The sequence below is a fragment of the Streptomyces sp. NPDC047917 genome (assembly GCF_043204345.1).
In the GTDB taxonomy this organism is placed as follows: domain Bacteria; phylum Actinomycetota; class Actinomycetes; order Streptomycetales; family Streptomycetaceae; genus Streptomyces; species Streptomyces sanglieri.
Map to the genome: position 1 here is coordinate 336,137 of NZ_JBIDCA010000012.1, position 26,927 is coordinate 363,063.

Annotated in this window: 22 protein-coding genes, 1 other RNA gene and 1 pseudogene; 8 read left to right on the forward strand and 16 right to left on the reverse strand. The window is 65.3% G+C overall.

The window, feature by feature from the left end; translation table 11 throughout:
- Positions 1 to 22: 22 nt before the first annotated feature.
- Positions 23 to 592: a Uma2 family endonuclease gene (locus tag ACGF8B_RS29365; protein WP_392744657.1), complete on the forward strand. Its 570-nt coding sequence runs from the start codon at positions 23 to 25 to the stop codon at positions 590 to 592.
- Positions 593 to 647: 55 nt separating this feature from the next.
- An RNA gene (gene rnpB / locus ACGF8B_RS29370) (RNase P RNA component class A) lies at positions 648 to 1,049 on the forward strand.
- Positions 1,050 to 1,442: 393 nt separating this feature from the next.
- On the opposite strand, the gene ACGF8B_RS29375 is transcribed toward rnpB, so the two are convergent.
- From ACGF8B_RS29375 to dpgA, 8 genes are read right to left on the reverse strand one after another with little or no spacing between them, the layout of a single operon-like run.
- Positions 1,443 to 2,837 carry a condensation domain-containing protein gene (locus ACGF8B_RS29375; protein WP_392744478.1) on the reverse strand — a complete coding sequence of 465 codons (1,395 nt, stop codon included), beginning with the start codon at positions 2,835 to 2,837 and terminating at the stop codon, positions 1,443 to 1,445.
- 1 nt (position 2,838) lies between these two features.
- Complete coding sequence (locus ACGF8B_RS29380; RefSeq protein WP_392744480.1) at positions 2,839 to 3,087, reverse strand: phosphopantetheine-binding protein; 249 nt, start codon at positions 3,085 to 3,087, stop codon at positions 2,839 to 2,841.
- Positions 3,088 to 3,099: 12 nt separating this feature from the next.
- Complete coding sequence (locus ACGF8B_RS29385; RefSeq protein ID WP_392744482.1) at positions 3,100 to 4,155, reverse strand: LLM class flavin-dependent oxidoreductase; 1,056 nt, start codon at positions 4,153 to 4,155, stop codon at positions 3,100 to 3,102.
- A gap of 50 nt (positions 4,156 to 4,205) precedes the next feature.
- The gene (locus ACGF8B_RS29390; RefSeq protein ID WP_392744483.1) at positions 4,206 to 5,144 is read right to left on the reverse strand and encodes a hypothetical protein; all 939 of its coding nucleotides are present in this window, start codon (positions 5,142 to 5,144) and stop codon (positions 4,206 to 4,208) included.
- Between the two features lie 26 nt (positions 5,145 to 5,170).
- Entirely contained in the window at positions 5,171 to 6,505 is a 1,335-nt protein-coding gene (locus tag ACGF8B_RS29395) for a PLP-dependent aminotransferase family protein (RefSeq protein ID WP_392744485.1), read from the reverse strand.
- Positions 6,478 to 7,833, reverse strand: a complete 1,356-nt coding sequence (dpgC, locus tag ACGF8B_RS29400; protein ID WP_392744487.1) for a (3,5-dihydroxyphenyl)acetyl-CoA 1,2-dioxygenase DpgC — start codon at positions 7,831 to 7,833, stop codon at positions 6,478 to 6,480. Before dpgC ends, ACGF8B_RS29395 begins: the two co-directional genes overlap by 28 nt.
- Positions 7,830 to 8,558 carry an enoyl-CoA-hydratase DpgB gene (gene dpgB, locus ACGF8B_RS29405; RefSeq protein WP_392744489.1) on the reverse strand — a complete coding sequence of 243 codons (729 nt, stop codon included), beginning with the start codon at positions 8,556 to 8,558 and terminating at the stop codon, positions 7,830 to 7,832. Before dpgB ends, dpgC begins: the two co-directional genes overlap by 4 nt.
- Before the next feature lie 20 nt (positions 8,559 to 8,578).
- Entirely contained in the window at positions 8,579 to 9,685 is a 1,107-nt protein-coding gene (gene dpgA / locus ACGF8B_RS29410; RefSeq protein ID WP_392744659.1) for a 3,5-dihydroxyphenylacetyl-CoA synthase DpgA, read from the reverse strand.
- Between the two features lie 65 nt (positions 9,686 to 9,750).
- Here dpgA and dpgD point away from each other — a divergent pair, with 65 nt between their 5' ends.
- Positions 9,751 to 10,575 carry an enoyl-CoA-hydratase DpgD gene (dpgD, locus tag ACGF8B_RS29415; protein WP_392744492.1) on the forward strand — a complete coding sequence of 275 codons (825 nt, stop codon included), beginning with the start codon at positions 9,751 to 9,753 and terminating at the stop codon, positions 10,573 to 10,575.
- A 117-nt stretch (positions 10,576 to 10,692) separates the two neighbouring features.
- Here the strand turns inward: dpgD and ACGF8B_RS29420 are convergent, their stop codons facing one another.
- From ACGF8B_RS29420 to ACGF8B_RS29445, 6 genes and pseudogenes are all read right to left on the reverse strand, one after another.
- Positions 10,693 to 12,123 carry an NAD(P)/FAD-dependent oxidoreductase gene (locus ACGF8B_RS29420; RefSeq protein ID WP_392744495.1) on the reverse strand — a complete coding sequence of 477 codons (1,431 nt, stop codon included), beginning with the start codon at positions 12,121 to 12,123 and terminating at the stop codon, positions 10,693 to 10,695.
- A gap of 132 nt (positions 12,124 to 12,255) precedes the next feature.
- The gene (locus ACGF8B_RS29425; protein WP_392744496.1) at positions 12,256 to 13,641 is read right to left on the reverse strand and encodes a peptide ligase PGM1-related protein; all 1,386 of its coding nucleotides are present in this window, start codon (positions 13,639 to 13,641) and stop codon (positions 12,256 to 12,258) included.
- Complete coding sequence (locus ACGF8B_RS29430) at positions 13,635 to 16,115, reverse strand: amino acid adenylation domain-containing protein (protein ID WP_392744661.1); 2,481 nt, start codon at positions 16,113 to 16,115, stop codon at positions 13,635 to 13,637. The genes ACGF8B_RS29425 and ACGF8B_RS29430 overlap by 7 nt, the downstream gene beginning before the upstream one ends.
- A gap of 75 nt (positions 16,116 to 16,190) precedes the next feature.
- Positions 16,191 to 16,458, reverse strand: a pseudogene (locus ACGF8B_RS29435) (ABC transporter ATP-binding protein); the annotation flags it as partial.
- 210 nt (positions 16,459 to 16,668) lie between these two features.
- Positions 16,669 to 17,736: a methyltransferase gene (locus ACGF8B_RS29440; protein ID WP_392744498.1), complete on the reverse strand. Its 1,068-nt coding sequence runs from the start codon at positions 17,734 to 17,736 to the stop codon at positions 16,669 to 16,671.
- 436 nt (positions 17,737 to 18,172) lie between these two features.
- Positions 18,173 to 18,307 (reverse strand): hypothetical protein, encoded by a 135-nt coding sequence (locus tag ACGF8B_RS29445; protein ID WP_392744501.1) that lies wholly within the window; start codon positions 18,305 to 18,307, stop codon positions 18,173 to 18,175.
- A 284-nt stretch (positions 18,308 to 18,591) separates the two neighbouring features.
- On the opposite strand from ACGF8B_RS29445, the gene ACGF8B_RS29450 reads away from it, so the two are divergent.
- The 5 genes from ACGF8B_RS29450 to ACGF8B_RS29470 all read left to right on the forward strand — a co-directional run bounded on the left by ACGF8B_RS29450 (position 18,592) and on the right by ACGF8B_RS29470 (position 24,836).
- Positions 18,592 to 19,092: a MarR family winged helix-turn-helix transcriptional regulator gene (locus tag ACGF8B_RS29450; protein ID WP_392744504.1), complete on the forward strand. Its 501-nt coding sequence runs from the start codon at positions 18,592 to 18,594 to the stop codon at positions 19,090 to 19,092.
- Positions 19,083 to 20,342 (forward strand): MFS transporter, encoded by a 1,260-nt coding sequence (locus ACGF8B_RS29455; RefSeq protein WP_392744506.1) that lies wholly within the window; start codon positions 19,083 to 19,085, stop codon positions 20,340 to 20,342. Before ACGF8B_RS29450 ends, ACGF8B_RS29455 begins: the two co-directional genes overlap by 10 nt.
- A gap of 1,148 nt (positions 20,343 to 21,490) precedes the next feature.
- Complete coding sequence (locus ACGF8B_RS29460; RefSeq protein WP_392744508.1) at positions 21,491 to 22,585, forward strand: aldo/keto reductase; 1,095 nt, start codon at positions 21,491 to 21,493, stop codon at positions 22,583 to 22,585.
- 273 nt (positions 22,586 to 22,858) lie between these two features.
- Positions 22,859 to 23,665 carry a BTAD domain-containing putative transcriptional regulator gene (locus ACGF8B_RS29465; RefSeq protein WP_392744511.1) on the forward strand — a complete coding sequence of 269 codons (807 nt, stop codon included), beginning with the start codon at positions 22,859 to 22,861 and terminating at the stop codon, positions 23,663 to 23,665.
- Between the two features lie 43 nt (positions 23,666 to 23,708).
- Positions 23,709 to 24,836: an alpha-hydroxy acid oxidase gene (locus ACGF8B_RS29470; protein ID WP_392744513.1), complete on the forward strand. Its 1,128-nt coding sequence runs from the start codon at positions 23,709 to 23,711 to the stop codon at positions 24,834 to 24,836.
- 137 nt (positions 24,837 to 24,973) lie between these two features.
- On the opposite strand, the gene ACGF8B_RS29475 is transcribed toward ACGF8B_RS29470, so the two are convergent.
- Together ACGF8B_RS29475 and ACGF8B_RS29480 are read right to left on the reverse strand one after the other, a co-directional pair.
- Complete coding sequence (locus ACGF8B_RS29475) at positions 24,974 to 26,146, reverse strand: class I SAM-dependent methyltransferase (protein ID WP_392744516.1); 1,173 nt, start codon at positions 26,144 to 26,146, stop codon at positions 24,974 to 24,976.
- A gap of 34 nt (positions 26,147 to 26,180) precedes the next feature.
- Positions 26,181 to 26,921, reverse strand: coding sequence for a TylF/MycF family methyltransferase (locus ACGF8B_RS29480; protein ID WP_392744519.1), 741 nt, complete (start codon positions 26,919 to 26,921; stop codon positions 26,181 to 26,183).
- Positions 26,922 to 26,927: the final 6 nt, after the last annotated feature.

Below are 26,927 nucleotides of genomic sequence, written 5' to 3' on the forward strand. Positions count from 1 at the left end.
GAAGGGGCGTGACATGACTGCCATGCCGCACGAACCGCTCACGCAGGCGGACGTCCTGCTGGAGGGCTTCCTGGCGCTGGATACGCCGGAGGGCTTCCGGGCCGAGCTGATCGAGGGGGAGATTGTCGTGACGCCGCCGCCGGACGGGGACCACGAGGACTACATCAGTCTGATCATGAAGCAGGTGATCAGACTGGCCCGGACCGATATGGACTTTTCCGGGAACAAGGGACTGAAGCTGGCAAGCGGTGGACGCTGTCCCGAGAACCACGTCATTCCCGGCAGCACCTTCGCCCCCACCGAACTTCGTCTGTACCGGGGCGCCGACCCCTGGATGCCGTGCGAGGGGGTGGCCCTCGTCGTCGAGGTCACCTCGACCAAGCCCCGGGCGGACCGCACGGACAAGCGCCACTGCTACGCCCGCGGCCCCATCCCGCTCTGCCTTCTGGTGGACCGCGAACAGTCCTCGGTGACGCTGTTCAGCGATCCGGAAGGCGACGACTACCGCCAGCACTGCACGATCCCGTTCGGTAAGCGGCTCACGCTCCCGGCGCCGTTCGCCTTCGACCTGGAGACCGGGAAACTCATCTGAGCGCGGTCCCGTTCGGCGCCCCCCGGCGGCCGGGTAGCATGGTCGGCACGGCAGACGAGCCGGGCGGACGGCCGCGTGGGGATCCTCGGATCTCCCCGAGGAACGTCCGGGCTCCACAGGGCAGGGTGATGGCTAACGGCCACCCGGGGTGACCCGCGGGACAGTGCCACAGAAAACAGACCGCCGGGGATTTCGGTCCCCGGTAAGGGTGAAACGGTGGTGTAAGAGACCACCAGCGCCTGAGGTGACTCAGGCGGCTAGGTAAACCCCACCCGGAGCAAGGTCAAGAGGGGCCGTCTCAGGACGGCCCTGCGCGAATGTTCGAGGGCTGCCCGCCCGAGTTCGCGGGTAGACCGCACGAGACCGGCAGCAATGCCGGTCCTAGATGGATGGCCGTCTCCCCGGCCGCCGCGAGGCGACCGGGCGACAGAACCCGGCGTACAGCCCGACTCGTCTGCCGCCACCTGCGGTTTTGCACCAAGAAGGGCCTCCGACCCGCGTCGGAGGCCCTTTGTGATCCTTGTTGCTTCTGAGGCGGCTGAGAGTCCCTCCCATGCCCCTCTGGCAGCGCTGAAAGTCCCTGAAAAGTCCCTGAAAAGTTCCTGGAGCGGGCGCACGACGACAGCTACGGCACCTCGCCGCGTCGGCAGGGCGCCCGAACACATCCAGCATTCGGGCGTCCCTCGCCCTGCGACGCACCGCATCCGGCGCCGCACGCCGATCCACCAGGAATTGCGGGACAGCACTCAGCTGCTTTCGCCTCTGATTTCCGGCGCATTACATTAGGTGTCCTCATGCCGGTGACGAACGTGATCGCACCGCACTTGCTTGTCATCCGCGCCCGTCCGGGCTACCCCATCACGGTTTCCACCGGACTCCAGGGGGCAGATGCCGCGAGGTCTATGAATCTTCCTGCACGCTCAAGCATCCGCTGAATCCAAGGCGAACCGTACCTGTCCCCCCGATAATAGATCTCAAATCGGAACTCTTCAGCCGATTCCAGGGACTGTATCCGTATACCGCCGCGCGGAATGGAAATGGAGGGATTCGGCAGACTGAAGGGTGAGATCAGCAGATTGCCGGCCTTCTCGGTCCGGGCTGTACCGATCGTCGCATGGTCGAAGTTGACATATGGCGGCGCAGAGTCCAGGTCCGCCGCATGCCTCACGCCATAGAGGGACGCATCCATTTCTTGCACGAGCAGTGAATGGGGAACTTGCTGGTGCTTCAGCGCATGGAAAGATGTCTCTTGCATCAATTTCAGCGACTTGAGCACCGTCGGGTTGCCCGTGAGGTCGGTTCGAAGCGTGATCGGCGTGGCGAAATATCCCACCGCATTTCGGATTTCCCGCACGGCGCGATTCTCCGCCGACGCCATGATCGCGACATCACCGGGATCTGAATCGCCCTGCTCCCTCCGCATTCCCGCCACCGCAACCTTCAGTGCCGCTGCGGCCAGCGTGCCCGTCGTCAGGTGCTCGCTCCTCAGCGCGGCTCCCAGTCTCGATTTGGCACTCCCCTTCACCGAAATACCGAGACAGGCGCCACGCGGCTCCCCGCCAGGGGCGTCAGGGTCCATCAGGCGGGAGTGAGGAATTGGCCCCACTCCCGCCAAGCGGTCCTTCCATTCCTTTACGGCTGCTGAACCGGCGGGCCCTCGCAGGTAGTTCATCAGCCATGTCGCATAGTCAGGGAACCCGAACGGGGAATCAGGCAGGGCGCCTCCCTCGTGCCCTACCGCCTGTCTGTACAGCTGAATAAGATCTTGCAGCACGATATCGCGCGAAAGACCGTCCGACAGAACATGGTCCATGGTGATGCTGAGGAGGTGATCTGTGCTGCTCAATTCGATGAGCACGGCCCGGAACAGAGGCTCGCCAAGAATATTGAACGGCTCACCTGCCACATCCGAGACGAGCTTGAGCCCCGCCTCGTAGCGCCCGGAAACCGGGATGTCATCCGGTACTTTCATCCGCCTGAGACGTATGTGCGGAGCATGTTGCATTGTGCAGTAATGCCCAGCGGAATCAAGACCAAAGGTAGCCCCGAGATACCGGTGCCGAGACAGAAGACGAATCAGTGATTCTTCAAGAGCGGTCACATTGAGCATCCCCGATAATCTCAGGTTTCCCATCACCAGGAATTTACGGGCTCCGTTGGCTCGGAGCCGTTCCTCCTGATTCGGAGTAACCGCAATTCGCCCGTCGTAATCCACCGGCACGAGTTTTCCAGGGGTGGCGCCCACGTCACACTCCCTTCCTCTTCTGTTCGGCGGATCGCTCTCGAACGAGAGCTACAAGTTCGCCGAACTTGGGGTTCAGAATAACTTCGACCGCGTCGACAGCGAGCTGACACTCGTCCTGAATGTCAGCGGCAAAGTAGACAGCGGTGATCGAGGTTCCGCCGCTGTCGAAGAAGTCCGAGTCGTCGGCCACTTCCTCGACTTTGAGAAGGTTCATCCAGATCTTGGCCACGTGTTCGCGTATCTGTGACATGCCTCGCGCTTCCTATTGATCGTCCAGAGATTCTGTACCGGCAGTGCTGAGCTGAACTTCCGCTACCGCACGAGATATATCGCTGTAGTCGTTCTCGTAACTACCGTTGAGCAGTAAATGCCCCACCCCGGCACGCACATACTGACCGAGCCGCTCGCCCACCTCGGTGTGCGAGCCGACCAGGAAGGGAGCGCTCGCGCGACTGCTTCGGAAAGCCCCGAGCCAGTAGGGGTCGCTACCGATACCGTCGGCTCCGACTTCTTCTTCCGCGACTGACTGTGTGGCCAGTTGGCGTGACCATGCACTCTGTGATCGCGTTTTCAGGAGTGTCTCCTGTCTGCTGCGCCAGGTCTGCGGGAAGCGGTCGTACGCGATACGCCAGGCCTCTGCCCGATCATCCCGAGGTATCAAGCCGATTCGGATACCGAACTCTCCCGTGTAGCCCTCCGCGCGCAATGGCTTGAGGAATGTCTCTACCCATTCCTCGTACGGAGCGGGGTGAGTGACCACTACGTCGGCGATGTCCTTCGCAACGCTGACGCTGGCAGGAGAAGAGCCGGCGACGAACAGTTTGCACTCTGAGAGGACGTCAGGCCGCGGCTCAAGCTTGAAATTGCGGAACTGGTAGTGGCTGCCTTCCAGGTCGACGGTCTTTCCCTGAAGAAGCGAACGGAGGATGCGTCCGAACTCGCGCATGCGCTCGTAACGCTCATCATGTGTCAGGGTGTCACCGGTCTGTCGGAGCTCATCGTCCCGTGCGCCCGCGACCAGATTGAAATGCAAGGGTCGGCCGTAGAGCGCTGCGTACGCAGCGGCCATCGAGGCGGCAGTCTGAGGAGGCAACGAGGAGGGTTGCACAGCGATGAGTGGAATCAGTGTCCGGGTCACCGACCCCAGATACGCCGCGACAATCCAGGGGTCGACCTCATGCAGATTATGCGGGACCAAGATCCCTGACCAGCCGGCCAGCTCGCATTGAAGAGAGGTGTCGCGCACCCGAGTGAGGAAATCTTGCTGAAAAGTGTGGTGCGGGCTACTCGATTCCGGGGTGACAGAATAGATGTCCATGATTGCCTCGTCGTTTTCGGTCCACGTTGAGAAAATCTGTCGGATCGTTGTTACTGCCGGCGGGGCGAAGACGTGTTCCCCTCTTCCGGGGATCCTTGAACGATGGTGACGGCCATTGACGCCCAAGAATGCGGTCCACTGACTGACGCAAGGGTTTTCTGCCCCACGCAGAGTGCGCCTGAGCCGGCGCGCCGGTGCAGTGTGATGAGGATGTCTCCGGAGAAACAGTGCCCCAATTCGGTGATGGGACCGAGCAACAGCTTGTCCGCCGGCAGCTTCAAAGCCGCCATCAAGAACCTCTGCGCTGCGGGTCGGTAATTGGGAAACACGGCGTACTCGAACTCCTCGCGTTCAACGCCCAGAGTCGTCAGAAGTGCCTGCATGGCTTTGGAGGCAACTCCGACCGTGGCCATCACCCCGTCCTGTGTCGTTGGGTGGCCGTTCTGCTGGACGATGGTCTGCTGCACCACAGCGTCTATCCGTAGCTGTTGCCCGGGCCCTTCAGGAGCAGCCGTGATCAGGCAGGCAACAGCACTGTCGCTGAAGACGGACAAGCCGCTCGCCATGATGCGGCGCTGCGAAGGCGCTCGATCGGCCAGAATCAGCAGCACCCTCTGATGTCGGCCTGAGTGCAGCGCGTCGCCCGCCATCCGCAGTGCTGGTGCCAGGTTGCCGCAGTCGTGGCCGGAGACGGCGAGGTACTCGGTCGTCGGAAGGTCCAGGCGATCCGCGAGATGAGCCAGGGATGCGGAGCTGTCCGGGTCGTTCTCGCTGACATAGACAATCAGATCAGGCTCCCTTCCGGCACCCGCCAGCGCTTGTGCAGCCGCATCCCGTGCCAGCTCTTTGATTTCCGAGTCACTCTCGCGGAAATGGACAATCTCCTCCACCAGCGGCTGAATATCTGTCTGGATCGAGCCGGCGAGCTCGGATACCTTTCGGCGCTCACCATAGACATATCGGATGGACGAGATGTAAATGCTACGCAATTCTCCCGCTCCTGCTCGGCTGTGTGTTAGCGACGAGGCTGCGATGTTTCCTTCTTCAGGAAACTTGCGAGGCGCTGCACCCCCTCATCGATCTCCTCCAGCGTGAGATAGCTGCACGAAAGACGCATTTCGCAGTCTCCGGCGGATCCCAGATAGAATTGGCTCATAGGGGTCCAGAGCACGCCATACTTTGCGGCCGATACCTCAAGCAGATTCATGTCCGCACGCATGGGGATTTCCATGCGGATGAAGAATCCGCCTTCGGGGCGATTCCATCGGATGCTGGGGTGGACGTCTCCGAGATTCTGGTCCAGGGCGTGGGAGAGATGGGCGAGATTGCGTCGGTAGAGGGCTGCTTTCTTGCTGCTCAACTCAAGCAAGGAACCGCCATGCTCAAGGAGCATGCCGCCGATCACCGCCTGGCCCAGTGGTGACGTGTTGACTGTGACCATGCTTTTCAGTGCGGCAAGGTGATGCGCCAGCAGTTGGGTTCCGCCGGCGGCCTGGACCGGTTGGTCGGCGACTACGTAGCCGACCCGCGAGCCGGGGAAGCACACCTTGGCGAACGTTCCGATGTGTACCACGCGTCGGCCGACGTCCAGGGCCTTGAGCTGCGGAATCTCGGCGGCGGTGGGCGCAGTGAAACCGTAGGCGTTGTCCTCAAGGACGTAGAAGTCCTCCCGCTCCGCCAGTTCCAGCAGGCTGCGGCGGTTCTCCAGCGGCATGCGGCTGCCGCCTGGATTGGAGAAGTCCGGGGCTACATAACAGGCACGAATGCGCTGTCCGCGATGACGTGCGGCCCGACACTCCTGGCGCAAGGCATCCAGATCAACTCCCGCGGAGGATTCATCGATACCAATGACGGGGAGTCCGAGCACCCGAGCCGCACCGGCGATGCCCGCGAAGCATGGGTTGACGACGGCGAGGACATCCTGCGGTTTTGCGCACAGAGCGCGAAGGGAAAGGAGCATCCCTTCCTGTGCGCCGACAGTGATGACCACCGAGTCGGAATCAATGTCCATCCCGTAGTCGCGCCGCAGTGCATCCGTGACCAGGTCGTTGATGAGGCCACGGCTGGGGCCGTACTCGAACATCGTCCGACGCGCCTGAGCTTCCGTCAGACCCCGCCCTTGTACGAGATGCGCGATGAATCGCCGGGTGTAGGAGTCAATATTGATCTCCGTGAAAATGGAGGGGTGTGGTGCGCCCGGCGCAAAGGAGATGGCGTCCGGGTAGCGTCCCATCACCTCGTTGAGGAAGCTGATGGACCCGAGAAGAGGATCGCTGAGGGAGTCGTGCAGTTGATCGAGGGAGAGCGAAGGCACTGGGGGGCTCAATTCCGGGTCTGTGATTGCTGCCACCGCCGTTCGACCTTGTCCAGGACGTCGGGGCTGTAGGCACGACTTGCCTGGGCTATCGCGAACTCGGCCAGGTATGTGCGGTAGAGGTCCAAAGGTTCCTCAGCAAGAAACAACATGCTGCGGTTGGCCGCGACCGCGGGTGCGCTGAGCTCCTGCACAGCCCGGTCGATCGCACTCTCCATTCCGGAGGATGACACGACTTCATCGCAGATCAGCGAGGCTTCCGGGTCCTTGGCGTGAATGGTCCGGCCTTGCAGAATGATCTGCCGGGCGAGCCGAGTCCCCACCATGCGTGTGAGCCGTAGGTTTCCAAGGCCCGGCACGATGCCTTCCTCGGCGGCCGGAAGTGAGAAGAAGGCCTCGCTCTCCGCGATGACGCGATCGAGCACAAGCAGCAACTGCATGCCACCGCCGATGGCGAAGGACTCGACGGCGCCCACCCAGGGCTTCGACGTGCATCGGTCGGCCCAGGCGGCCTCAGCCGGGTTGACGAGCAAGCCCCGCGCCATCTTATGGATGTAGCCGAGCTCCCGGCCCAGGAGGAAATCCACGAACGAAATGTCACCGTTCCTCAGATCCTTGAGATTGATCCCGGCGCTGAAGACGCGTCTGCCTGCGTAGCGGCGGTGATCCACCTCCCCTCCGCGCAGTACTCCGACACGCACCTGATCGTCGAGCAGGACCACGTCAACCGCAGTTTCCAGGTCGGCGATCAGCCGGTTGTCCTCGGCGTTGAGGCAGTGGGCGTTGCGAAAAGTGACGTAGGCGGCCTGGCCCTTGCGCTCGACCACGACGGTGCTCAGCGCGATCCGGCCGACTCTGCGGAACTCTTCCAAGAGTTCGCAGGCCCCGGCCGTCGGCAGCAGCATGGCCTCGATCAGATGGGTACCCGCGGTCGCAGAGCGCAGCACGGCTCCGCAGAACATTGCCTGATCTACTTCCCGTCCGTCCTTGTGTGCCTGGATCCGTGCTGCTTCAGCGACCACCTGAGCCTGATCCGGCACCAGCCCCGGAAAGCTCTCCGCTGCGGCAGCCAGGAGAGCGTCGACTCGCAGGTACCGCGTGCGGTCATCCGTGAGCTGGTCGTAGATCTCGGTGGTGTGCAGGGTGATGAAGGCCCGGCGTGCGGCGCGGGTCAGCGCCAGGATGTGCTCGGCTCCGGGCTGCTGATCGCCGGCACGGTGAGGTCGCGGAGGCAGGAGCCCCAAGTGGTGCTCTCCCGCCTGCACATAGGCGGTGAGCAGGGCGGCGTCGGTCCTCAGTACGCCCGTGAACTTTGGGGCAGGCACGTCCCATGAGAGGCGGGCCGAGGCGAGTCGAGGGCTCATTCGCGGGACTCCCGGTCATCGATGGCGCCATCGGCCGCGTCCCGTAGGCGACGCAACTCCCGGTCACATGCCGCCAGCTGGACTCCCAGGGCGTCGTCGTAGTCGGCGGAGGAAGCCTCCAGCAGGAGCCGGCGCCGTACAGCGAGTTCCTGGTCGGAGATGCGACCCATCAGAACGGTCGCGGTGTGCACCGCGGCTGTGATGTCGTCGGCAATCTGGTCGACCAGGCTCAGTTCCTGAGCCCTGGCCACCGGGATGTCGCCGCCCCAGAGAACGATCTGGCGGGCACGTGACAGGCCGAGATGCTGCACGAGTCGGTACAGCGCCATGCCGGGCCAGAAGTGGCCGTCGTTGACGGGCAGCCTCAGCAGCAGATCCGGCGTGGCGATACGGAAGTCCGCAGCAAGCAGCAGATCCAACGCCGGCCCGCCACACGCACCACGCCCGACGGCGATATTCATGGCAGCGAGGCTCTCCAGACGACGTACCGCGCGCTCCCAGCGATTGACTTCTTGAATGCCGGCCGGGCCGGGCCAGGCCCGTGACTCAGTGGCGGACGCCTCTAACCGGAGAACGACGATGACGTGCTCACCTTTTCGGTCCTCCGCCTGTTCGCAGATCCCGTTGAGCGCAGCAGTCAGTTCTGCAAGCGTCCGAGTTCCATCGACTTCCAGTGTGATCGCGAGGTCGGCCGGCGGATTACCCAGGTCGACGGTCTTCTGCATCAGCTGCACTCCTTCTTTGGTCACCAGCCCACCAGGGCCATTTCAATCGTCGACCCAGGCCCCATGGTCATGAATATCCCTCGGTCTCCGGGTTCGACGACCGATTCGTCGACCAACCGCCGATAGGAGAAGAGAAACGAACCACTTGACAGGTTCCCGTGATCACGAAGGACTCCCGTTGTATGTCTGACCTGTTGGCGCGTCAGTCCCAGGTTGATGCGCACGGCGTCGATCACTTTCTTGCCGCCAGAATGAACAATCCAGTGGGATATGTCGGAGCGACGCCAGCCGGTTCCATGAAGAAGTCGGTCGACCGAGAGTTCTGCATGGGCGCCGACCACGTAGGGAATTTCAGGGTCGAGGTAGAAGCTGAATTTACCTTGATCGTCATCCCAGTCGTAACGCATCGAATCCACGGCTTCGGGGATGATGCAGCTGGAGAACTTCAACAGTCGCGGACGCGGCACGACATGCGTCTGTGTGTCCGGGCCCGCCGTCCTGACGGCGACGGCGGCCGAGCCGTCACCGAACAGACTATTGACAACGGATGTGCGCATGGTGCCGTCGAAAATGTAGGCGGCTGAGCACACCTCGATGCACACCATCAGTGCGAGCTCGTCGGGATGTGCGCCGGCCCATCCCGAGACCGCCGTCAGCGCGTTGAGGCCCGCGTTGCACCCCATCCCGACCACATCGAGGCGGGAGCAGTGCCGGCTGATGCCGAGCTCCTTGATGAGCAGTGCAGTGAAGCCGGGCGTGATGAAGCCGGTCGAGGTTACGCAACACAGGTAACGAACATCCGCGAGCGTCGCGTTCGCGTCCTTGAGGCAGGCTTCAACCGACTCTCGGCCCATCGCAATGCCGTTCGCGACGTGCTTCTTGAGGAGTTCCCCCTGCGTTTCAATACCGCGTGAACCGTCCTCCTGGCGCGGAGGCAGTACCAGGCCCCGGCGCTCAATCGCACCGTTCAGAAATACTGACCTCACGCGGGGATCAGTGATGCTGAATTCCTTGAGGATCTCCTCCTGGGTGTACGTCGTCGGAGGTACCGAGGTACCGACTCCGATAATCTCAGGAGGGATGGTTCCGGTGAGTTGTTCAGCGAGCTTCACTTGTGTCGCTCCCATGGACATGAGGGGCAATGTTTGAGTTGCCATGTTCTTGTCGGGGCGGGGCCGTTACACTCCACGCCATGTCACATGACGCAGAGATGGTTCATAATTCCATTCGAGTCAAATACTCAAAGGCCGGCCGCGTGGCATATGTGACACTCAACCGTCCCGAGGTACTCAATGCCATGGATCTGCTGATGCATGAGGAGCTGGCTGCGGTCTGGGATGATTTCGAACACGACGACGCCCTCTGGGTTGCCGTCCTTTCAGGAGCAGGGGACAGGGCGTTCTCCGTCGGCCAGGACCTCAAGGAACTCGCTCGCCGCGTCGGGGACGGCACTGCGGGCACGGCCACCTTTGGCAGCCGGGGCAAGCCGGGCTGGCCTCGCCTCACCGAACGGTTCGATCTCACCAAGCCCGTGGTCGCAAAGGTCCAGGGGTACGCGATGGGCGGCGGGTTCGAACTCGCCCTGGCATGCGATGTGATCGTTGCCTCCGAGAACGCGACGTTCGCCTTGCCGGAGGCGAAGCTGGGCCTCATAGCAGGCGCCGGCGGCGTATTCCGGCTCACCCGGCAGCTTCCCTTCAAGACCGCCCTGGGACACCTGATCACTGGCCGCTCCCTGAGTGCTCGGCGTGCTTTCGAACTGGGCCTGGTCAATGAGGTCGTCGCCCCTGCCGATCTGGATGCTTGTGTCGACGGTTGGGTGACCGACATCCTGCGGTGTGCACCACTGTCGGTGCGCGCCATCAAGGAATCCGCGACGAAGGCCGTCACGATGCCGCTGGAGGACGCCTTCGCCGCGCATTACCCCTGGGAGGATCGGCGCATGCACAGCCAGGACGCGACCGAAGGGCCCGTAGCCTTCACCGAGAAGCGCGAACCGAGGTGGCAAGGGCGCTGAGGGCCTTGTGACGGTGGTGGCAGCAGGGCCGGAACGCGCTTGCCACCACCGTCCGCTGCGCTGCGAAGCGATCGGCAGTAGTGCAATCAGCTCACGCAACACACGCGTTCGAGCCCCTCATCGCCATGCGGCGTAGTAGCGCCGCAGCGCTGCCCACTTGTGGTCGCTCATCGTCACGAGGAATTCCGCGGGAGGGGTGAACTCCTCGTCCAAGGCGTTGGCCGTGTCGAGATACTTCCTGGCCAGCGACTCCTCGATGATGGCCGGCCACTCACCGGTGATGTTCCACTTGCGCTCATAGCCGGTGGCGACCATGTGCGAAACGGCACTGGACACCACCTGCTCGCGGGTTCCGGGGGCCAGCGGCGCACGCACGGGTGCGAAGTCCCTCAGCTCCGCCACCTGGCCGACACCGTTCTCGATCATGTCTGCCATTTCCCGGGCAAGGAGCGGCGACTGGTGCAGACCGTCGCGGTACGTGCCGCTCGCCATCCACAGCCCGGGCACGCCGGTGGCTCCGAACAAGGGGTAGCCGTCAGCGGGGATCGGCCGGTTGCCGACCTGAACATCCACCAGAGCGGCCTCCTCCAGGTCCGTGTGGAGCTGGTCGATGGAGCAGTCGACCAGGAATTTCAGGTCCTTGAGATCGGCGTGTTCGCGTGGAGCGTCGGAGATGATGTTCGTCGCTCCGAGGTACAGCACGCCGTCGGCACGGGGCACGCAGTGCAAGCCACAGGCGAGCGCTCGGTTCGGCGTCCGCAGGACCGAACGCGGCAGCGACCGGTCCTTGGTACGTACGAGCGCCGAGACACCGTAACCACTCACCATCGGGGGAATCCTGCGATGCACGTCCTCCAGGTCCGCGAGCAGATCCACCGACTGTGCACCCGCGGCCACGATGACCTGCCCGGCGGTGAGCGTCTGGCCGCTCGCGAGCACCACCCCGGTCACGGAATCGCCTTCGGCTACGAGTGAGGCGACGTGGTCCTCGACGACTGTGCCCCCGGCCTTGAGCAGAGCCGTGTCCAGCTTCTCGAACAGCCGCGCGGTGTTGATGGCGTGCTCCTGCGGCATGTACAGGGCACGGAGCGGACGGAAGAGCTCATTGGGCTCCATCCAGTCGATGCTTTCGGCATCCACCAACTCGTAGGGCTCGTCGTACTGGTTCAGGGCTGCCTCGATGACCGCGAAGTTGGTCGTGTCGATCGCGGCTGTGCCCACGGAGTTCAAGAAGATGAACGTGCCGTCCGCGGTGATCAGTTCGGATTCGTCGCCGGAATAGTCCGAGAGCGCCCGGAGCCACTCCGCCCAGAGCTGCCGCGCCTGGTGGTCCAGGGACAGCTTGAAGCGGCCGTGCTCGGTGGACATCAGCGGCTCGGTGACCTCCCCGAAGCACCCGAGCATCGCGCCGGCCGCGGTCGACGCGGCCTGTCGCCGGGCAGAGCCCCCGATCCGCGCCACGTTGATCCCCCGGCGGGCCAGCTCGAAGGCGATGGACGAACCCAGCGCGCCGTTCCCAATGACTATGACATCGTGATGACTCGGCATTATTTGGCCTTTCCTCGACTCGATTCATACGCACAGCGGAATTGTAAATTGCCCGGACCGGCAAAGGCTGTGCCCGATCAACTGGAATATCGACCTGATTTATTGCGGGTTTTGCATGCGTATCGAGGCGGGTCAGGACCTCCTTTCGCGCGAATTCCTGGCAAACAGAGGTTTGATCGTGCGATCCAATTCCCAGGCCGAAGCGATGTTCTCTGCGGCAATGCAGTACATCACGCCGTTGTTGCCGTCGTGGGCCGTAGTGAGAATGACGCCGGTGCGCGAGCGCGAATCATAGGCCAGGCCTGCCTGTTCAAGGTCGGTCAGCGCAGCCGCGAATGATGGGGTGTGCCAGCCCTCGGGCCAGACCCGTTCGAGAAGTACGCGGTCCTTGCCGTATCCGTCTCCGACGGCAATCTTCCCGATGCGGCCGTAGATGTGGGTAGAGCCCGTGATGCGCCCGTTGTACTCCGTGAAAAGCACTTCTCTTTCCGGCGTGACGATCGCATCGGGACACAATACGCCCCGGTAGCCAATCGCATGCAAGGCCCAAGCGAGCTTGCGGCCACCTGCGACTATTTGGTCGAGAACGTCAGGTTCCAGGGCCTGCGCCGGCATGATTTCACCCACGGCATATGGGGCTGAGAGGAGTTCACCGTCTCCGGTCAGCTCCACGGCCTCATCAGAAATGAGGAACTCGGCGAAGAATGCCGAGCTGTCCTGTACGTAGCGTTCCACGATGGGTTTGCCCCGCCCGGAAGAGCTGAGCCAGTCCCAGTGTTCGGCGAGATAGGAGCGGACTTCGGCCCGGCTGTCCACGGCGACGACTCGACGGGCGCCAATGGGGCGGAAAGGTTCACCGAGGGTGAGGATTTCATTGCCGTGCCCGCCTGAGAGGAAGTCATGCTTGATGACGACCGGCCCACCGGCAAGGAGCTCGATCATGGCCTCCTCTGCGGACTCACGGCTGGTGCAGACGGCGCCAGGAGCGAGAGGAACGCCGACGCCGGCCGCCAGCGTCCGAAAGGCCGACTTGCTATTGACCATGACGCCGCCGGCCTGGTCGACGAACCCGTAGCCCGGCATGGCCTCCTGGACACCCAATACCCGAGCGAGACGGGAAACGGAAACATCGGGCCACAGAGCGGAGAGGTGAGTTACTTCGCGGTCTCCTACCGCCTCTTCGAGAGATTCGATGAACTCGGGGTCGGCGAGGCGGGCAACCGAAAGCGTGCCCTCACTCCCCTCGTGGGCCGGCGGCACGACCACGGTCAAAGTGTTCCGACGGACTCCCGTCAGACCGGTGATGTACTCCATGAGATCGTCGTCGGGCCGTACCGGAAGAACCAGGACGTCGCCGTCCTCCGCGAACCAGATCATTCGCTGTACCCACCATCCGGTCCAGCCTCGGTCGGTGCGCACGTCTTCGCTGAAATCGTTTCCTATCAGCACCCGAGTCACGGCATCGGCATCAGGATGCGTATGTGAACTCTGGGCTCGGTGCTCGGGCAGGATCAGCATGCGCTCTCCCGTTCGATCATCTCTGCCATTCTTGCGATGGTGGGGACGGACAGGAAATCGATGAGGTCGATTTCCACGTCGAATTCGCTCTTCACCGAGGTCAGAACCTCCAGCAGGCTGATGGAATCGCCCCCGCTGGCCATGAAGTTGGCATTGCGGCCCACGGACGAAACGCCGAGCACACGGCACCACACGGCGGCGACGGCGACTTCGGTGGGCGAAGAAGGTGCCTCGCTTTCGGCCGGAACGAGCTGGTCCGGTGCGGGGAGCGCCGAGCGATCCAGCTTTCCGGTGGGACCCAGTGGCAGTTTCTCAAGTGCCAGCAGACGCCACGGGACCGCATACTCCGGCAGCGTGCGAGTCAGGTAGTTGTGCAATTCTTCCGTATCGGGCAGGAAGGGGGTCGAAGGCGTCACATAGCCGACCAGCCTGTGGGTTGCCTGCTCCTTGTCGACAGTGACGACGGCCTCCGCCACGGTCGGATGGCCGCGCAGGACGGCTTCGATCTCTCCCGGTTCGATGCGGTGTCCGCGAATCTTGACCTGACGGTCGGCTCGGCCGCTGAAGGCGAACGCTCCGTCAGCCCTGCGTCGGGCCAGATCCCCGCTGCGGTAGTAGCGCGTCCCTGCGGCATCGACACCGAAGGCGGTCCGCGTGGTCTCCGGCTGCCGGTGATAGCCAAGGGCCACGCGCTCGCTGCGGATCTCCAGTTCCCCGAAGATTTCTGTGGGGCGGCCATCGGGATCGATGAGTCGAACCTCGACGCCCTCAACAGGATGCCCCACGGGAAGCCCGGTACTTCCGAGATCGTCACGGGTCACTGCGTGCTGGAGAGCCATGGTGCATTCGGTGGGGCCAAGTCCGTTGACCAGCAGACTCGTTGCCGGAAAGGCACCGAGGAAGGCCCGGAGATCGTGCTGGGTGGCCTCCTCCCCGCCCAGCACGACGGCGCGTACCGTACCGAACTCCATGGCACCGCCAGGGGCCCCGCCAGACACGTCACCGATGAGATGCCGGAAGAGAGTCGGCGTGCAGTGGACGATCGTGGCATGTGCTTCGGCCAGGCGACGCCGGAGGTCGGGTGCCGGCAGGAGGGCATCCACCACGTGCAGGGTCGCCCCCGTGAGCAGGGCGCCGAACAGATCCATGACGGCGGCGTCGAAGGTGTAGCGGGCCATCAGCGGGATGTGGTCGCCGGGGCCGATGCGCAGACGTTCCGCATAGGTGAGTGCGTGAGCCAGGGCGTTGCCGTGACTCTGCACCACGGCCTTCGGCCTCCCCGTGGACCCCGAGGTATGCAGGAGATACGCCACCGAGACATCGGTGCACTGGGGATCCGGGCCGGTGTCCGGCGGCGGTGTGACCGAGGTATCCAGCGTGACCACGCGTTTGCCGCGTGCCAGCGACTTGGCGCGATCGGCGAGCTCGGGGTCGCAGAGGACCGCATCGACCTCGGCGTCGAGAAGCAGGCGTGACAACCGGCTGTCGGGCTGGCGGGGATCGAGCGGGACATAGGCCGCCCCTGCCTTGAGCACCGACCAGATGGCGGCAACACCGCTCACATCGTGCGTGCACAACAAGCCGATTCGCCGACCTGGGCCGGCGACGCGCTTGAGCCTTCGGCCCGTGCTCGTACTCAGATCGTCGAGATCGCCGTAGGTCAGAGTGCCCGAAGGCCCGGCTACGGCGTCACGCGACCGGTGCGTGGCGGCGGTGGCTGCAAATCGCGCAACCAGGCTCTCGCCAGGCTGCGGGACACGAGGGGCGAGGTAACCGTCGGGGACGGGGAGGGACCAGGCGGGAGGAACCGGATCGCTCTCTCGCACGGGCAGATCGCGCAGCGCCTGGTTCGGCTTGGTCAACGCGTGTTCGAGGAGCGTGGAACAGTGACGCAGCATCCACCTGGCGCTGGCACGTGTGAGCAGGCTCGCGTTGTAGCGCAACTCCAAGTGCTCGTCGTGGAGATGCAGAGCCGTATCCGGTGCGTGTTGCCGCAGCGTCGCAGCTGGGGCAGCACCGGCAAAGGCACGCAGTTCCACAGCGGGACCTGGTACGCCGTGGGCCCCGGCGGCGCGCAGCGCATCGGTCAAAGAGGCATGCATTCGCTTGAGTTCGGTCCGGAAGGAGGCCTCCGGACGCAGTTGAATCCTCAGCGGCAAGACGGCCGGTAGCGGGCGGGCATGGGCGACCTGCTCCGCCAGGCAGCTGGAGAACGTGGGGACGTCAAGGCCCAGCAGGAAGTCGGTCTGCATGGTGTGTCGGTGCAGGACGCCCGCCCAAGCGGTCAACACGACCAGCTCCGGGGCTGCGGCAGAATTCTGCAGCTTCGCCAACGACTCGGGGGAGAGCTTCACCGACTCGCTGCCGGGCCGGTAGTCGCGGGCGGTGAGCCGCGGATGGTCCAAGGCGATCTCCGGAGCACCAGCGCCTTCGAGACTCGCAGCCCACGTACCGCGATCCGTACTGCCGTCCATTGTCTCTCCCTCCACTTGGATCACGTGTTGTGCAGGCGTTCGGTCGGGCGGGGGTGCCAACACAGTGGTGTCGGCGTGCCAGAAGTGACACAGGCGTGCATACGATCCCCCTGGCACACCGAGCCCTCGAATCGGCCGACTTCTGGGTTCCGGCCGTCATCGAACGACCACCACCCGGTCGGCGTCATGGGCCGCGTGGAGGCGGTGCGCGATGGCGATCACCGTTCGCCCTTTCAGGTCACCGGCCGGCGCCCGCTTCCAGGTGCCGGGCAGCGCGCGGGGCCAGCAGCGATGTGGCCTCGTCCAGGACGGCTGTGCGCGGATCGGCCGACGGGCCCCGCGCTTCCCGGAGCGCCCGTCGGCGTCCGTGCCGCCCGCCCATGAAACGCGCCACGGACCAGGCGATGAGTGGTACGCAGACGAGGGCGACCAGACTCGACTGCCAGGGCATCGGCAGCATGATTCCGGCGACGACGATCGACACGACAGGAAGGGACACATGACATCCCGAACCTGCCGCGCGAGTGAGCTGCTGTGCGGGAAAGTCGGGGAGTCAGGGCTTGCGGCCCATGCTCAACCCGTGTTCGTAGGGGAGCCCGCTGACGGTGTGGACTTCATCGAAGCCGACTTGGCTCAGCCACGTCTCGTAGTCCTTGGCGGGATAGGCCATGCCCTGGCCGGACGCAAGGACGTTGAAGTAGAGGCCGAGTCTCGCTGAAAAGATTCCGCGAGTCTCGTCGTCGGACACGTTGTAGCCGTAAATGAACACTTTGCCACCGGAAGGCAATGCGTCGTAAGCCTTTTTGAGCTGCCCGAGAATCTGCTCCGCGGAGAATATCTCTAGTACATGGCTGAAGAGCACGGAATCGGCGCCTCGGGGGAATTCATCCTGGAAGAAGTCTCCAGGGTGCAGTTCGACTCGCCCTTCGAACCGGGAAACGGTCTTGTCTCTCGCGAGCTCGGAGACACTCGGGATGTCGAAAACCGTGATCTTCATCTCGGGGTGGCGGGCGCTGAGCTTCCCGGAGGTGGTCCCGTCACCGCCGCCGATATCCAGCAGATGCCGTACGGACGAGAATTCCGGGCGCTCCACGAGCTCATCGACCGAACGGAGTGTAAAGGCGCTCATTGCGCGGTGGAACACAGACTCCAGGTCAGGGTTGCGCGACAATCTCTGATAGAGAGTCGGTTCATCTCCGGGGTAGTCCGACAAGGCGGTGTTGGTCCCGGAACGCATTGCGGAGGTCATGCGGGAAAAGGCCGGATAATACACTTCTTTCCAGCCCAGGAGGATGTGGCTCCAGCTGTCGTCGTCGTCAGACGCCAGGAGGTCCTCGGCAACCGCCGAATTTTCATACACGCCGTCCCTGCGGACCAGCAGGCCGGTCGTGCACACGGCCTGCATCAGTACGCGCAGTTGGTGCGGCGGGATGGAGACATGCTCGCGAATCTGCTCGAACGTTGCCGAACCCTGAGCGGAAAGGTGGCTGAATATTCCCAGTTCTACCGCTGTGGCGACGGCGTTGAATAATGCTGGGGCATTGACGAGAAAGTGGAACCGATCAAGAACGGAATCACCTTCGGGTGATGCGTTTTTTAAGTGTATCTCCGATGCGTTCATTGAATCTATTTCCCCTCTTGGAGAGTATCAGAGCAGTCGGGTGACGGCAGAAGTACTCGGAAAGATGGAGGCGCTAATCAATAGCTTGATTCTTCTGAAGCGATGCACTCTATAGTAGAGGTAATTGAACTGAATGGCCAGTGAATCGAAGGCCTCGGATGACCTTGGCATAGGTCTAATTGCTAGTCAACCCCCTTGTGATTCGGCCAATGCGACCGGTTCACGCCGAAGTTCCGCGATATCCCGGGCGAAAACGGCATGGAGGCCCTCCATGTCTTCATACTGCCGACGCCCGGCGTCGACGATGGCCCCTGTCCAGGGTGCAGGCAGGCCGCCGCCCGGCGCTCATGGATTACCCCATCGACCTCGTACGCACACACCGAAGACACGCACGCTCCACATCACGGCAGAGGTGATCGCCGACGCCCCCCCCACATCACCGGGCGGAGGTGCGGGAGCTGATCGCCGCCCGGTGCACGCACCCCGGTACCGGCGCGTTCCAGGCGTTGGAGCCGGCGGCCCGCTCGGTGTCCGGGTGGGCGCGGGGACTGCCGTCCGCGGCGGTCTTCACCGCAGCTCTCGGTGGCCGGCACGTGCGCGACGCCATGTTCCGCCAGTCGATAACGCGGGCTCTTGACCTGGCCGCACACCTTTTCGGCGACGACCCGGGCGCAGGGGGTGCCCGCTCGATAGCGCGTTGGGGCATCCAGCCGGGCTGCTCGTTCTTCGCCGTGAAGCCGGCCTCGTCGCCGAGAGGCCGGGCGGTTCGCCGGCGGCACGCCGAGTGTTTGAGGCCCTCATCGCCGACCAAGGAAGAGTAATAGTGCTTATATAAGCGCTGTTATGATGCGCGCCATGGCCGATACCCACGCGCTCGACCCGACGCAGCAGAGCCTCTGGCGACCCCTGCGTCTGCTGCAGGCGTCCATGGACGCCGACATTGCCCGTGTCTATTCCGAGCAACAGATCGACGGGCTCAAGCCCAGCTTTGTCATGGAGTTGCTCCGGCTTCACGCCTGCGGACCCATGACCATCGCGGAGCTGGCCGAGTCGGTTCAGCTCACGCATTCGGCACTCAGTCAGAAGGTCGCGGCGATGCGCACGGCCGGCTGGGTTCAGACCGCCGTGGGCGACGACGCGCGCACCAGGAAGGTGACGCTCACCGACAAGGCCCGCCGCGTCGTGGATCGCCTGGCGGCGGAATGGCGGGCCACCGAGGCCGCCATCGCCGACCTGGAAGCCGAGATTCCGTACCCGCTCTCCCAGGTCGTCACCGATCTGGAGCGGGCTCTGGAGCGCAAGAGCTTCCACGACCGAATCGCCGAGAAGCTGTCGGAGGATCCCTCATGGGGCTGAAGGGCACGCTGATCGATGTGACTCCGTTACGGTCGTCACCACCGTTCCGGCGGTTGTGGATCGGGCAGACACTGTCCGGTTTCGGCAGCCAGATGACGCTCGTCGCCGTCATGTTCCAGGTCTGGCAGATGACGAAGAGCCCCACGTGGACGGGTGCCGTCGGGCTGGCGCAGGCGGTTCCGCTCATCGCGCTCGGACTCTTCGCCGGATCGCTCGTCGACCGGGTGGACCGCCGGAAGTTCTACCTGCTCACGACCAGCGGACAAGCCGTGTGTTCGCTCCTCCTCGCACTCCAGGGCCTCCTCGGGCACGTTCCTCCCGCCGGTGTGCTGGGGCTCGTCGCACTTCAGTCGTGCTTCGTCGCAGGCGGCGGCCCGGCCTCACGCACCTTCATTCCGCACCTTCTCCCCAAGCATCAATTGGCTGCAGGACTGGCGTTGAAACGAGTCGCCTTCCAGGGCGCCATGCTGATCGGTCCCGCGCTCGGCGGATTGATCGTGGGCGGGCTGGGAGTCGGCGCCTGCTACCTGATCGACGCCTTGACGTTCGTCGCCGCGTTCTACGGCGCCTTCGGCCTGCCACAGATGAATCCCGGAGACGAGCCTGCACGGCCCGGCCTGCGGGGCGTGTTGGACGGCCTGGCCTTCTTGGGCCGCACGCCGGTCATTCGCGGGGCTCTGCTCACAGACCTGGCCACCACCGTGTTGTCGATGCCCATCAGCCTGTTTCCCTTGATCAACGCCGAACGGTTCGGCGGCAACCCACGCACCCTCGGGCTGTTCCTCACTGCCATCGCTGTCGGCGGCGTTGCAGCGTCACTCTTCTCCGGAACCTTCACTCGGTTCCCCCGGCCCGGCCTGGTGATGCTTGGCGGTTCCGCCACCTGGGGCGCGGCGTTGACGCTGTTCGGCATGGCACCCAACCGATGGGCCGGTCTGGCCTTCCTCGTCATAGCCGGCGCCGCGGACACCGCCTCCGTCGTCTCCCGCAGCACCGTCGTCCAGATGCACACGCCTCGCGAGCTGCTTGGCCGCGTCAGTGCGGCTGAACAGATCGTCGGGCAGGCCGGGCCCGACATCGGCAATATGCGCGGCGGCCTCGTGGCAGATGCCTCCTCAGGAGCAGCGGCACTCGTCAGCGGTGGCCTCCTCTGTCTCGGGGCCGTGGCCGTGGTGGGCGCCACGACGGCGGACCTGCGCAGTTCCTCCGCGCCCTCCTCGTCTGCCCGGACAAGCTCTGCCGGCCCATGAGCCCGCTCCTGCCGCGATCGGCCCTTCGGCATCCCGACTGGCCGACTACCGGTCGGCCGAATGGCCAACCACGACTCGGCAACTCCAGGGGCGTCCCTTCCTCCAGCGTGTTGTTCTCGGAGATCACGGTGACTGCCTCGGCCTTCCGTGCGTGCCCTTCACGCTCGGATGCGCGGTGCTCCGCCGAGAGGGGCGGAGGCTCGACATTGCCCTGTAGGGTCGCCGGCGCTGAACCGGCGACGTCGGAATACCGCTCCGCATCGCGGAAGATGGCGCTCACCCGGCTCTTGGGCCCGTACCTCGTGTCGATCCGGTGGATCAAGGTGGCTACGACGGCGTCCACGAGCGGGGCGACGCACACCGGTCCCGTCGGCCAATCGGACTCAGGAATCCCCTGCCAGTCTTGGGGCGGGCGCCGGAAGGTCACGTGAGCGACGGGCAGTCGCCCAAGACCGGCGAGCGTGCCGGCGCGCCCCTCCCACTGCCGGCGTTGCTCGTCGGTCTGCCGCTCGGCTTCCCGAAGCACCGGGATGGTGCGCCAGGTCCTCACCGCGTCGGTGCGGTGCAGCGGAAATGGCCGGTGGTGCTGCTCCGGATCCCGGAGAAGGCCGCTGCCCAAGCCCTTTCACGTCCCAACCCGAGGCCGTTCCGCAGGACTTGAGCATTGCTCCTTGCCGTGTGCTTCGCAGGCCGCGGCGGCGACTGCCGCCGGGCCCTGAACCGCCGGCAGGGACCGGCCCCGGTGCGGGCCTGGCCGAGGGAGGAATTTGGCCGGGAAAATCGGGGATCCGGTCCGGACCATTGCGGAGTTTCGAATTCCGCTATTCGGTGGCATGTGCAGCAAAGGGCCAGGCCAGAGTATCCGGCTATGCGCGACCATAAGGCCGGAGTGAGGGTCGGATCGATGCCTGATCCTTACGTATTGAGGCGTCGGCCCCATTTGTCAAATATCCGCGCATGCGCATGCCCCCCGAGGGGTTGCTTTCGGCCCTCCCGTTCGGGGGCTGTTGATAGTGCCAGCCGACTCATGAAGACTGATCAGGTACAAGATCGTCGGCCGCGGCATCGCTCGCCCGGAAGGCATCGTAAACGACAAGTAAATGTTTTCCAATGATTCAACCGTATGGCTGTCGAAGGGGGGTCGTGCTGTGGAGTACCGGAGGCTGGGCAGGACAGGCATTCGCGTCTCCGTGCTGAGTCTGGGCACGGCAACCCTGGGGTCGCGGTGGGGTCCGCGCTGGTCGATGGAGCCGGCCGAGGCCGACGCGCTGATCGGTATCGCGCTGGAGCACGGAATCAACCTGTTCGACACGGCGAACGCCTACAACGGCGGGGAAAGCGAGGAATGGCTCGGTCGTGCGTTGAAGCAGCGCTCCGCTCGCGACAATGTTGTCCTTTCGACAAAGTTCGGATATCGAACCGGTCCTGACGATGTCAATAGCGGTGGGTGCAGTCGCCGGGCCATGACCTCCGCCGTCGAGGAGTCGCTGACTCGACTCGACACCGACTATATCGATCTGTATTACGTTCACCTGTGGGACCGCGTCACAGCCGTCGAGGAAACGCTGGAGACCGCGATCGATCTGATCGCCCAGGGCAAGATCCGCTATCTCGGCCTGAGCAATGTGCCCGGCTGGTATCTGGGATATGCCGACGGACTGTGCGCGGGAAGGGGCCTCCCGCCCATCGCCGCGATGCAGTTGAACTACAACCTGCTCACTCGCTCGCTGGAACACGAATACCTCTCGTACGCCGAACACAGCGGCACCGGTCTCGTCTCCTGGGGCCCCCTGGCGGGAGGTCTGCTGGCCGGCCGGTACCGGGTGGATGCGCGCAGACGCACCCTCGAAGGGGCCGGGCGGCTGACCGAAGGCGCCCTGGGGGCCACCCGCAGCCCCTTCGAGGACATCGTCGAACGCACCCTCCTCCGCCTCGACCGGCTCGCGGAGCAGACCGGTGAGAGTCCGGCGCGGATGGCTCTGGCGTGGCTGCTGCGCAACCCCCGGCTCACCAGCGTCACCCTCGGCGTCTCCGGGCGGTCGCAGTTGCTGGACAACCTGGAAGCGGCGAACGCCGAGTTCCCCGACGAGGTGATGGCCTCGCTCGACGAGGTGTCAGCCCCGTCCACCCCCCACCCGTACGAATTCCTGGCCCAGGAATTCCAGGATCTGGTCCACGGCACCCCCACGAGCAGTGCGAGAGAAGACGGGCAGTCGCCGATGCACCAGCAGAGAACCAACTGACACCGCGGGAGCGCGGACGCCGTGCCGCCGGAGGCGGTCGGTGGGCCGGCTCTCCGTGCAGCCATCGCATCCGGCCTGTGGGTACGCCGACGTCGTCGTCCCGCCCTGTCCGGTCTTCGTCATGTCGGGGCGACCGGCCAAGCCGGGCACGACGCCGATCGACCACCACCTCGCGCGACGACACGGCGTCTCGCCAGTTCCGACCAGCCCGTGGGAGCAGACATGCGTTTCGGCCTACTCGGCATGCTAGAGGTCTTCGATGGGGAACGAAGGGTGACGCTCTCCGCACCCAAAGTGCGCAGTGTGCTGGCTCTGCTGCTGCTTCACAGTGGCCGCGTCGTACACACTGCTTCGCTCATCGACGAACTGTGGGGAGAGAAACCCCCGCTGACCGCTCTGACCACCCTGCACACCTACATCTACCAACTGCGCAAGGCGATTCCGGCCCGCCGCACGACGGACCCCGGTGCGGGGCCGGGGGAGCCGGCGCCGACCGGGACGCAACAACCCCAGTGGCTGCGCACCGCGTACGCCGGTTACGTCGCCGACATCCCGCCCGAGTCGATCGACCTCCGCCAGTTCGAGAGCCTTGCCGTCCAGGGGAAACGGGCCCTGGACCGCGGGGTGATGGCGGAGGCGGCCGGCCTGCTGCGGGCCGCGCAGTCCTGCTGGCGCGGTCCGTTCGCCGCCGACGTCCGGCACGGCAGGGCACTCAGTGCCTACGCCACCAAGCTGGACGAGGAGCGACTGCGCGTGGTGGAGCAGGCCATCGACGCCGAGATGGCGCTCGGCCTGCACCGTGAAGTGCTGGGCGAACTAAGGCAGTTGGTCATGGAGCACCCCTTCTCCGAGGGGTTGTACCAGCAGCTGATGATCGCCCTGTACCGGTCCGACCGGCGCTTCGACGCGATACAGGAGTACCAGTGCCTGCGCCGGAACATGGTCGATGAGCTCGGCCTCGAACCCTCGCGCGCGCTCCGGCAGTTGCACGAGGCCATTCTCAACTCCGACCCCTCGCTCGACTTCCGGTACGCCGATCGGCCGCGGCCCCGGCAGCACAGCGACTGGTCGGCACATTGACGCTTCGCCCCGCTCGACGAGGGCTCTTTCGAGGAGGATCGCCGTGGCAACCGACGCCACACCGCCTGTCAGCAGCGACACCGCCGAGGACGAGGCACGCAGACAACTGCCCGCCGAGACGTTCGAGTACATGAGCGGTGGCGCCGGGGACGGGTCCACCGTACGACGCAACATCGCCCGCCTGGACTCGTTGTCACTGCTTCCCCGCATGCTGCGCGACGTCTCCCGGATCGACCTGGGGACCGACGTCGTCGGCGGCCGGCTGGCCGCTCCGTTTCTCGTCGCGCCCATGGGCATGCAGAGCATCTACCACGCGGGAGCCGAGAGCGCGGCGGCGGCGGCCGCCGCGCAACTGGGTCTCGGCTTCTGTCTGTCGACGTTCGCCAGCCACTCGCCGAAGGAGGTCGCGGGTGCGGCGGGCCGGCAGGTGCGCTGGCGGCAGGTGTATCTCATGAGCGACAGCGGGCTCACCGACGCGCTGGTCGAAGGAGCAGAGGACGCGGGCTTCGACGCGGTCGTCTGCACGGTGGACGTTCCGGTCATGGGGGCGAGCCGGCGCGACGCGGGCAATGTCTTCGACCACTCCAGCCAGGAGCTGCGGGAGGCCGCCTCGCAGCCGGCGGTGGCCGACGAGCCCTGCTTCACCCGGTTGCTGGCCGAACGGCGGCGTGAGACGCCGGGGGCGAGTGCCCAGGAGGTGATCGACACGCTGTTCCCCAACCCCGCCGCCACCTGGACGGAGCTGGAGCGGCTCATCGCCCGGTGCCGGCTGCCCGTGATCGTCAAGGGCGTGCTCCACCCCGAGGACGCGACCCGCGCCATCGAGGCCGGTGCGGCCGCGGTCGTGGTGTCGAACCACGGCGGCTATCAGCACGACCGGTCCGTGACCAGCATCGACGCTCTCCCCGGTGTCGCGGCGGCGGTGGGCGGCAGGGTGCCGGTCTACTTCGACTCCGGGATACGTCGCGGCAGTCACGCGGCGGTCGCGCTGGCCCGGGGAGCGTCGGCCGTGCTGGTGGGCCGGCCGGTCCTGTGGGGCCTCGCGGTGGGCGGCCGGGACGGTGTCGCCGCCGTGCTGCGGGATCTGGTCGAGGACCTGCACAACACCATGGCGATCGTCGGCGCCCCGACCGTGGCCGGTCTTGCCGGGGTCACCATCGTCCCGGACTGACCGTGCCCCGACCGTGGCCGGTCTTGCCGGGGTCACGACCGTCCCGGACCGACCGTGCCCCGACCGTGGCCGGTCTCGCCGCGGCCACCACCCTCTCGGACTGACCGGCAGCCGTCCGGCCCGGCAACCCCGCGGGGCTACCGGGCCGGGTGCACCTGGGGTGTGACACCGTTCCAGAACGGCCTGCGGGAAACCCACTGCGGCAGGGCGCCGACGACACCGGCGCCCTTCTCCAGGAACGCGATGTTGTGATGCAGATTCAGGCCGGCCAGTGACCCGGCGAGATCCGGGCTCCCGCCGTCGGCGCGGACCCCGTGGCCCGTCCGCTCCCGCAGCGCGCTCACCAGAGCCAGGGCGGCCGCGATGGAATCGCCCGGCACCGCGTCGCCGTCGTGGCGGGCCCAGGACGAGGCCGACAGGTCCTCGACGACGTACCAGCCGCCCGGACGCAGTCGCGGGTACAGGTGCTCGAACGCGGTCAGGACGTCGCCCGCGGCATGGCTGCCGTCGTCGATGACCACGTCGAAGGGGCCGTGCTCACGGCAGAGCCGGTCGAGGAACTCCCGGTCGTCCTGGCGCCCGCGGAGCGTGGTGATGCGGTCCTCGTCCAGGGGCGACTTGTCGAACACATCCACCCCGTAGATCTGCCCGCGCGGGAAGAAGCGCTTCCACATCCGCAACGACCCGCCGCCCTGGTCGGGGCGCTCGTAGCCTCCAATGCCGAGTTCGAGCAGCCGGACCTCCTGGCCGCGCAGCGCCCGGAAGTGGCGTTCGAAGTGCGGTGCGGACAGCTGGAGGCTGCTGCACCGGTCCGAGTCGTGCCGAAGGGCCAGGGTGGCGAGCCCGGGACTGTGCGAGGTGCAGCCCGAGACCACCGCGTCCGCGGCCCGGGCGATCCTGTGCAGCCGCTCGGTGTCGGACGACAGATGGCCCTCGCCGGGCAGGAACCGGGTGACGCGCAGGTCCGGGCCGCGGTCGGTGTCGGACCGGTACAGCTCCAGCACCAGATCGGCGATCGAGCATTCGAGCCGCACATCGGCATCGGCGGTGGCCGCCCCGGAACGGGCCGGCCGTGCCCCCTCGGCGACGTCGAGGGTGGTGGTGTGCCGTGCGGACCCGTGGGTCAGCTCCAGGCCGACCGTGGCCGTCGCGCAGTCCGCCGCCGGCTCCGAGCGGAAGAGGATCTCGTCCACCAGTACCGCCGCGACCGCGTCCGTCCCCCAGCGCTCCACCACTTCGGTGACGCGCCGCCAGCCTCCCGAGGCGCTGCGCAGGACTGATTCGACGAGCTCGGTTCTGGTGGTCGTCACGCGGTCTCCCTCGCGGTCGTCGAAACGGTGCGGGTCAGCCGCGCTGCCAGAACATCGCCACACCGTCGATGGGCTGGAGCGGTTCGGTGATGCCGTGCTCCCTGCGGTACGTCTCGACGGCCTCGCTGCACGGGGGGAGCACATAGTCGTCCACGATGACGAAGCCCCCGGGCGAGAGGCGGGGATAGAGGTTCACCAGGGCGTCCATCGTCGAGTCGTAATGGTCGCCGTCCAGCCGGATCACCGCCAGCTTGTCGACCTCGACGGTCGGCAGGGTGTCGGCGAACCAGCCGGCCACGAAGCGGACCTGCCGGTCGAGCAGGCCGTAGCGGGAGAAGTTCTCCCGCACCTGCTCCAGCGGCACGGCGAGGAAGTCGTTGTGCAGGTGCCACTGCAACTGCCGGTCGGCGGGGTGCGCCCGCTCGTCCGCCACCGGCATCCCCTGGAAGGAGTCGGCCAGCCAGACACTCCGGTCCAGCACTCCGTGCGCCTTGAGGACCGCACGCATCAGGATCGACGAGCCCCCGCGCCACACACCGGTCTCGATCAGGTCGCCGGGTGTGTTGTCCCGGAGAACGGACTCGACACAGTGCTGGAGGTTGTCCAGCCGCTTCATGCCCACCATGGTGTGGGCCACGCTGGGCCAGTCACGCCCCTCCTGCCGTGCCTCGTCGTTGTCCTCGCCCCACACCCGGATCGCCGGGTCGGCGTAGATGGTGTTCGTCAGCACCTTCTTCATCAGGTCCAGATACAGGTCCGCACCATGGTTCGACATCTGAGG

What these genes read in the sequence shown, in the direction of transcription:
- ACGF8B_RS29365 (WP_392744657.1), top strand. Translation starts at nt 23, where the DNA reads ATGCCGCACGAACCGCTCACGCAGGCGGACGTCCTGCTGGAGGGCTTC.
- ACGF8B_RS29380 (WP_392744480.1), bottom strand. Translation starts at nt 3,087, where the DNA reads ATGTCACAGATACGCGAACACGTGGCCAAGATCTGGATGAACCTTCTC.
- ACGF8B_RS29385 (WP_392744482.1), bottom strand. Translation starts at nt 4,155, where the DNA reads ATGGACATCTATTCTGTCACCCCGGAATCGAGTAGCCCGCACCACACT.
- dpgC (WP_392744487.1), bottom strand. Translation starts at nt 7,833, where the DNA reads ATGAGCCCTCGACTCGCCTCGGCCCGCCTCTCATGGGACGTGCCTGCC.
- dpgB (WP_392744489.1), bottom strand. Translation starts at nt 8,558, where the DNA reads ATGCAGAAGACCGTCGACCTGGGTAATCCGCCGGCCGACCTCGCGATC.
- dpgA (WP_392744659.1), bottom strand. Translation starts at nt 9,685, where the DNA reads ATGGGAGCGACACAAGTGAAGCTCGCTGAACAACTCACCGGAACCATC.
- dpgD (WP_392744492.1), top strand. Translation starts at nt 9,751, where the DNA reads ATGTCACATGACGCAGAGATGGTTCATAATTCCATTCGAGTCAAATAC.
- ACGF8B_RS29420 (WP_392744495.1), bottom strand. Translation starts at nt 12,123, where the DNA reads ATGCCGAGTCATCACGATGTCATAGTCATTGGGAACGGCGCGCTGGGT.
- ACGF8B_RS29425 (WP_392744496.1), bottom strand. Translation starts at nt 13,641, where the DNA reads ATGCTGATCCTGCCCGAGCACCGAGCCCAGAGTTCACATACGCATCCT.
- ACGF8B_RS29430 (WP_392744661.1), bottom strand. Translation starts at nt 16,115, where the DNA reads ATGGACGGCAGTACGGATCGCGGTACGTGGGCTGCGAGTCTCGAAGGC.
- ACGF8B_RS29440 (WP_392744498.1), bottom strand. Translation starts at nt 17,736, where the DNA reads ATGAACGCATCGGAGATACACTTAAAAAACGCATCACCCGAAGGTGAT.
- ACGF8B_RS29450 (WP_392744504.1), top strand. Translation starts at nt 18,592, where the DNA reads ATGGCCGATACCCACGCGCTCGACCCGACGCAGCAGAGCCTCTGGCGA.
- ACGF8B_RS29455 (WP_392744506.1), top strand. Translation starts at nt 19,083, where the DNA reads ATGGGGCTGAAGGGCACGCTGATCGATGTGACTCCGTTACGGTCGTCA.
- ACGF8B_RS29480 (WP_392744519.1), bottom strand. Translation starts at nt 26,921, where the DNA reads ATGTCGAACCATGGTGCGGACCTGTATCTGGACCTGATGAAGAAGGTG.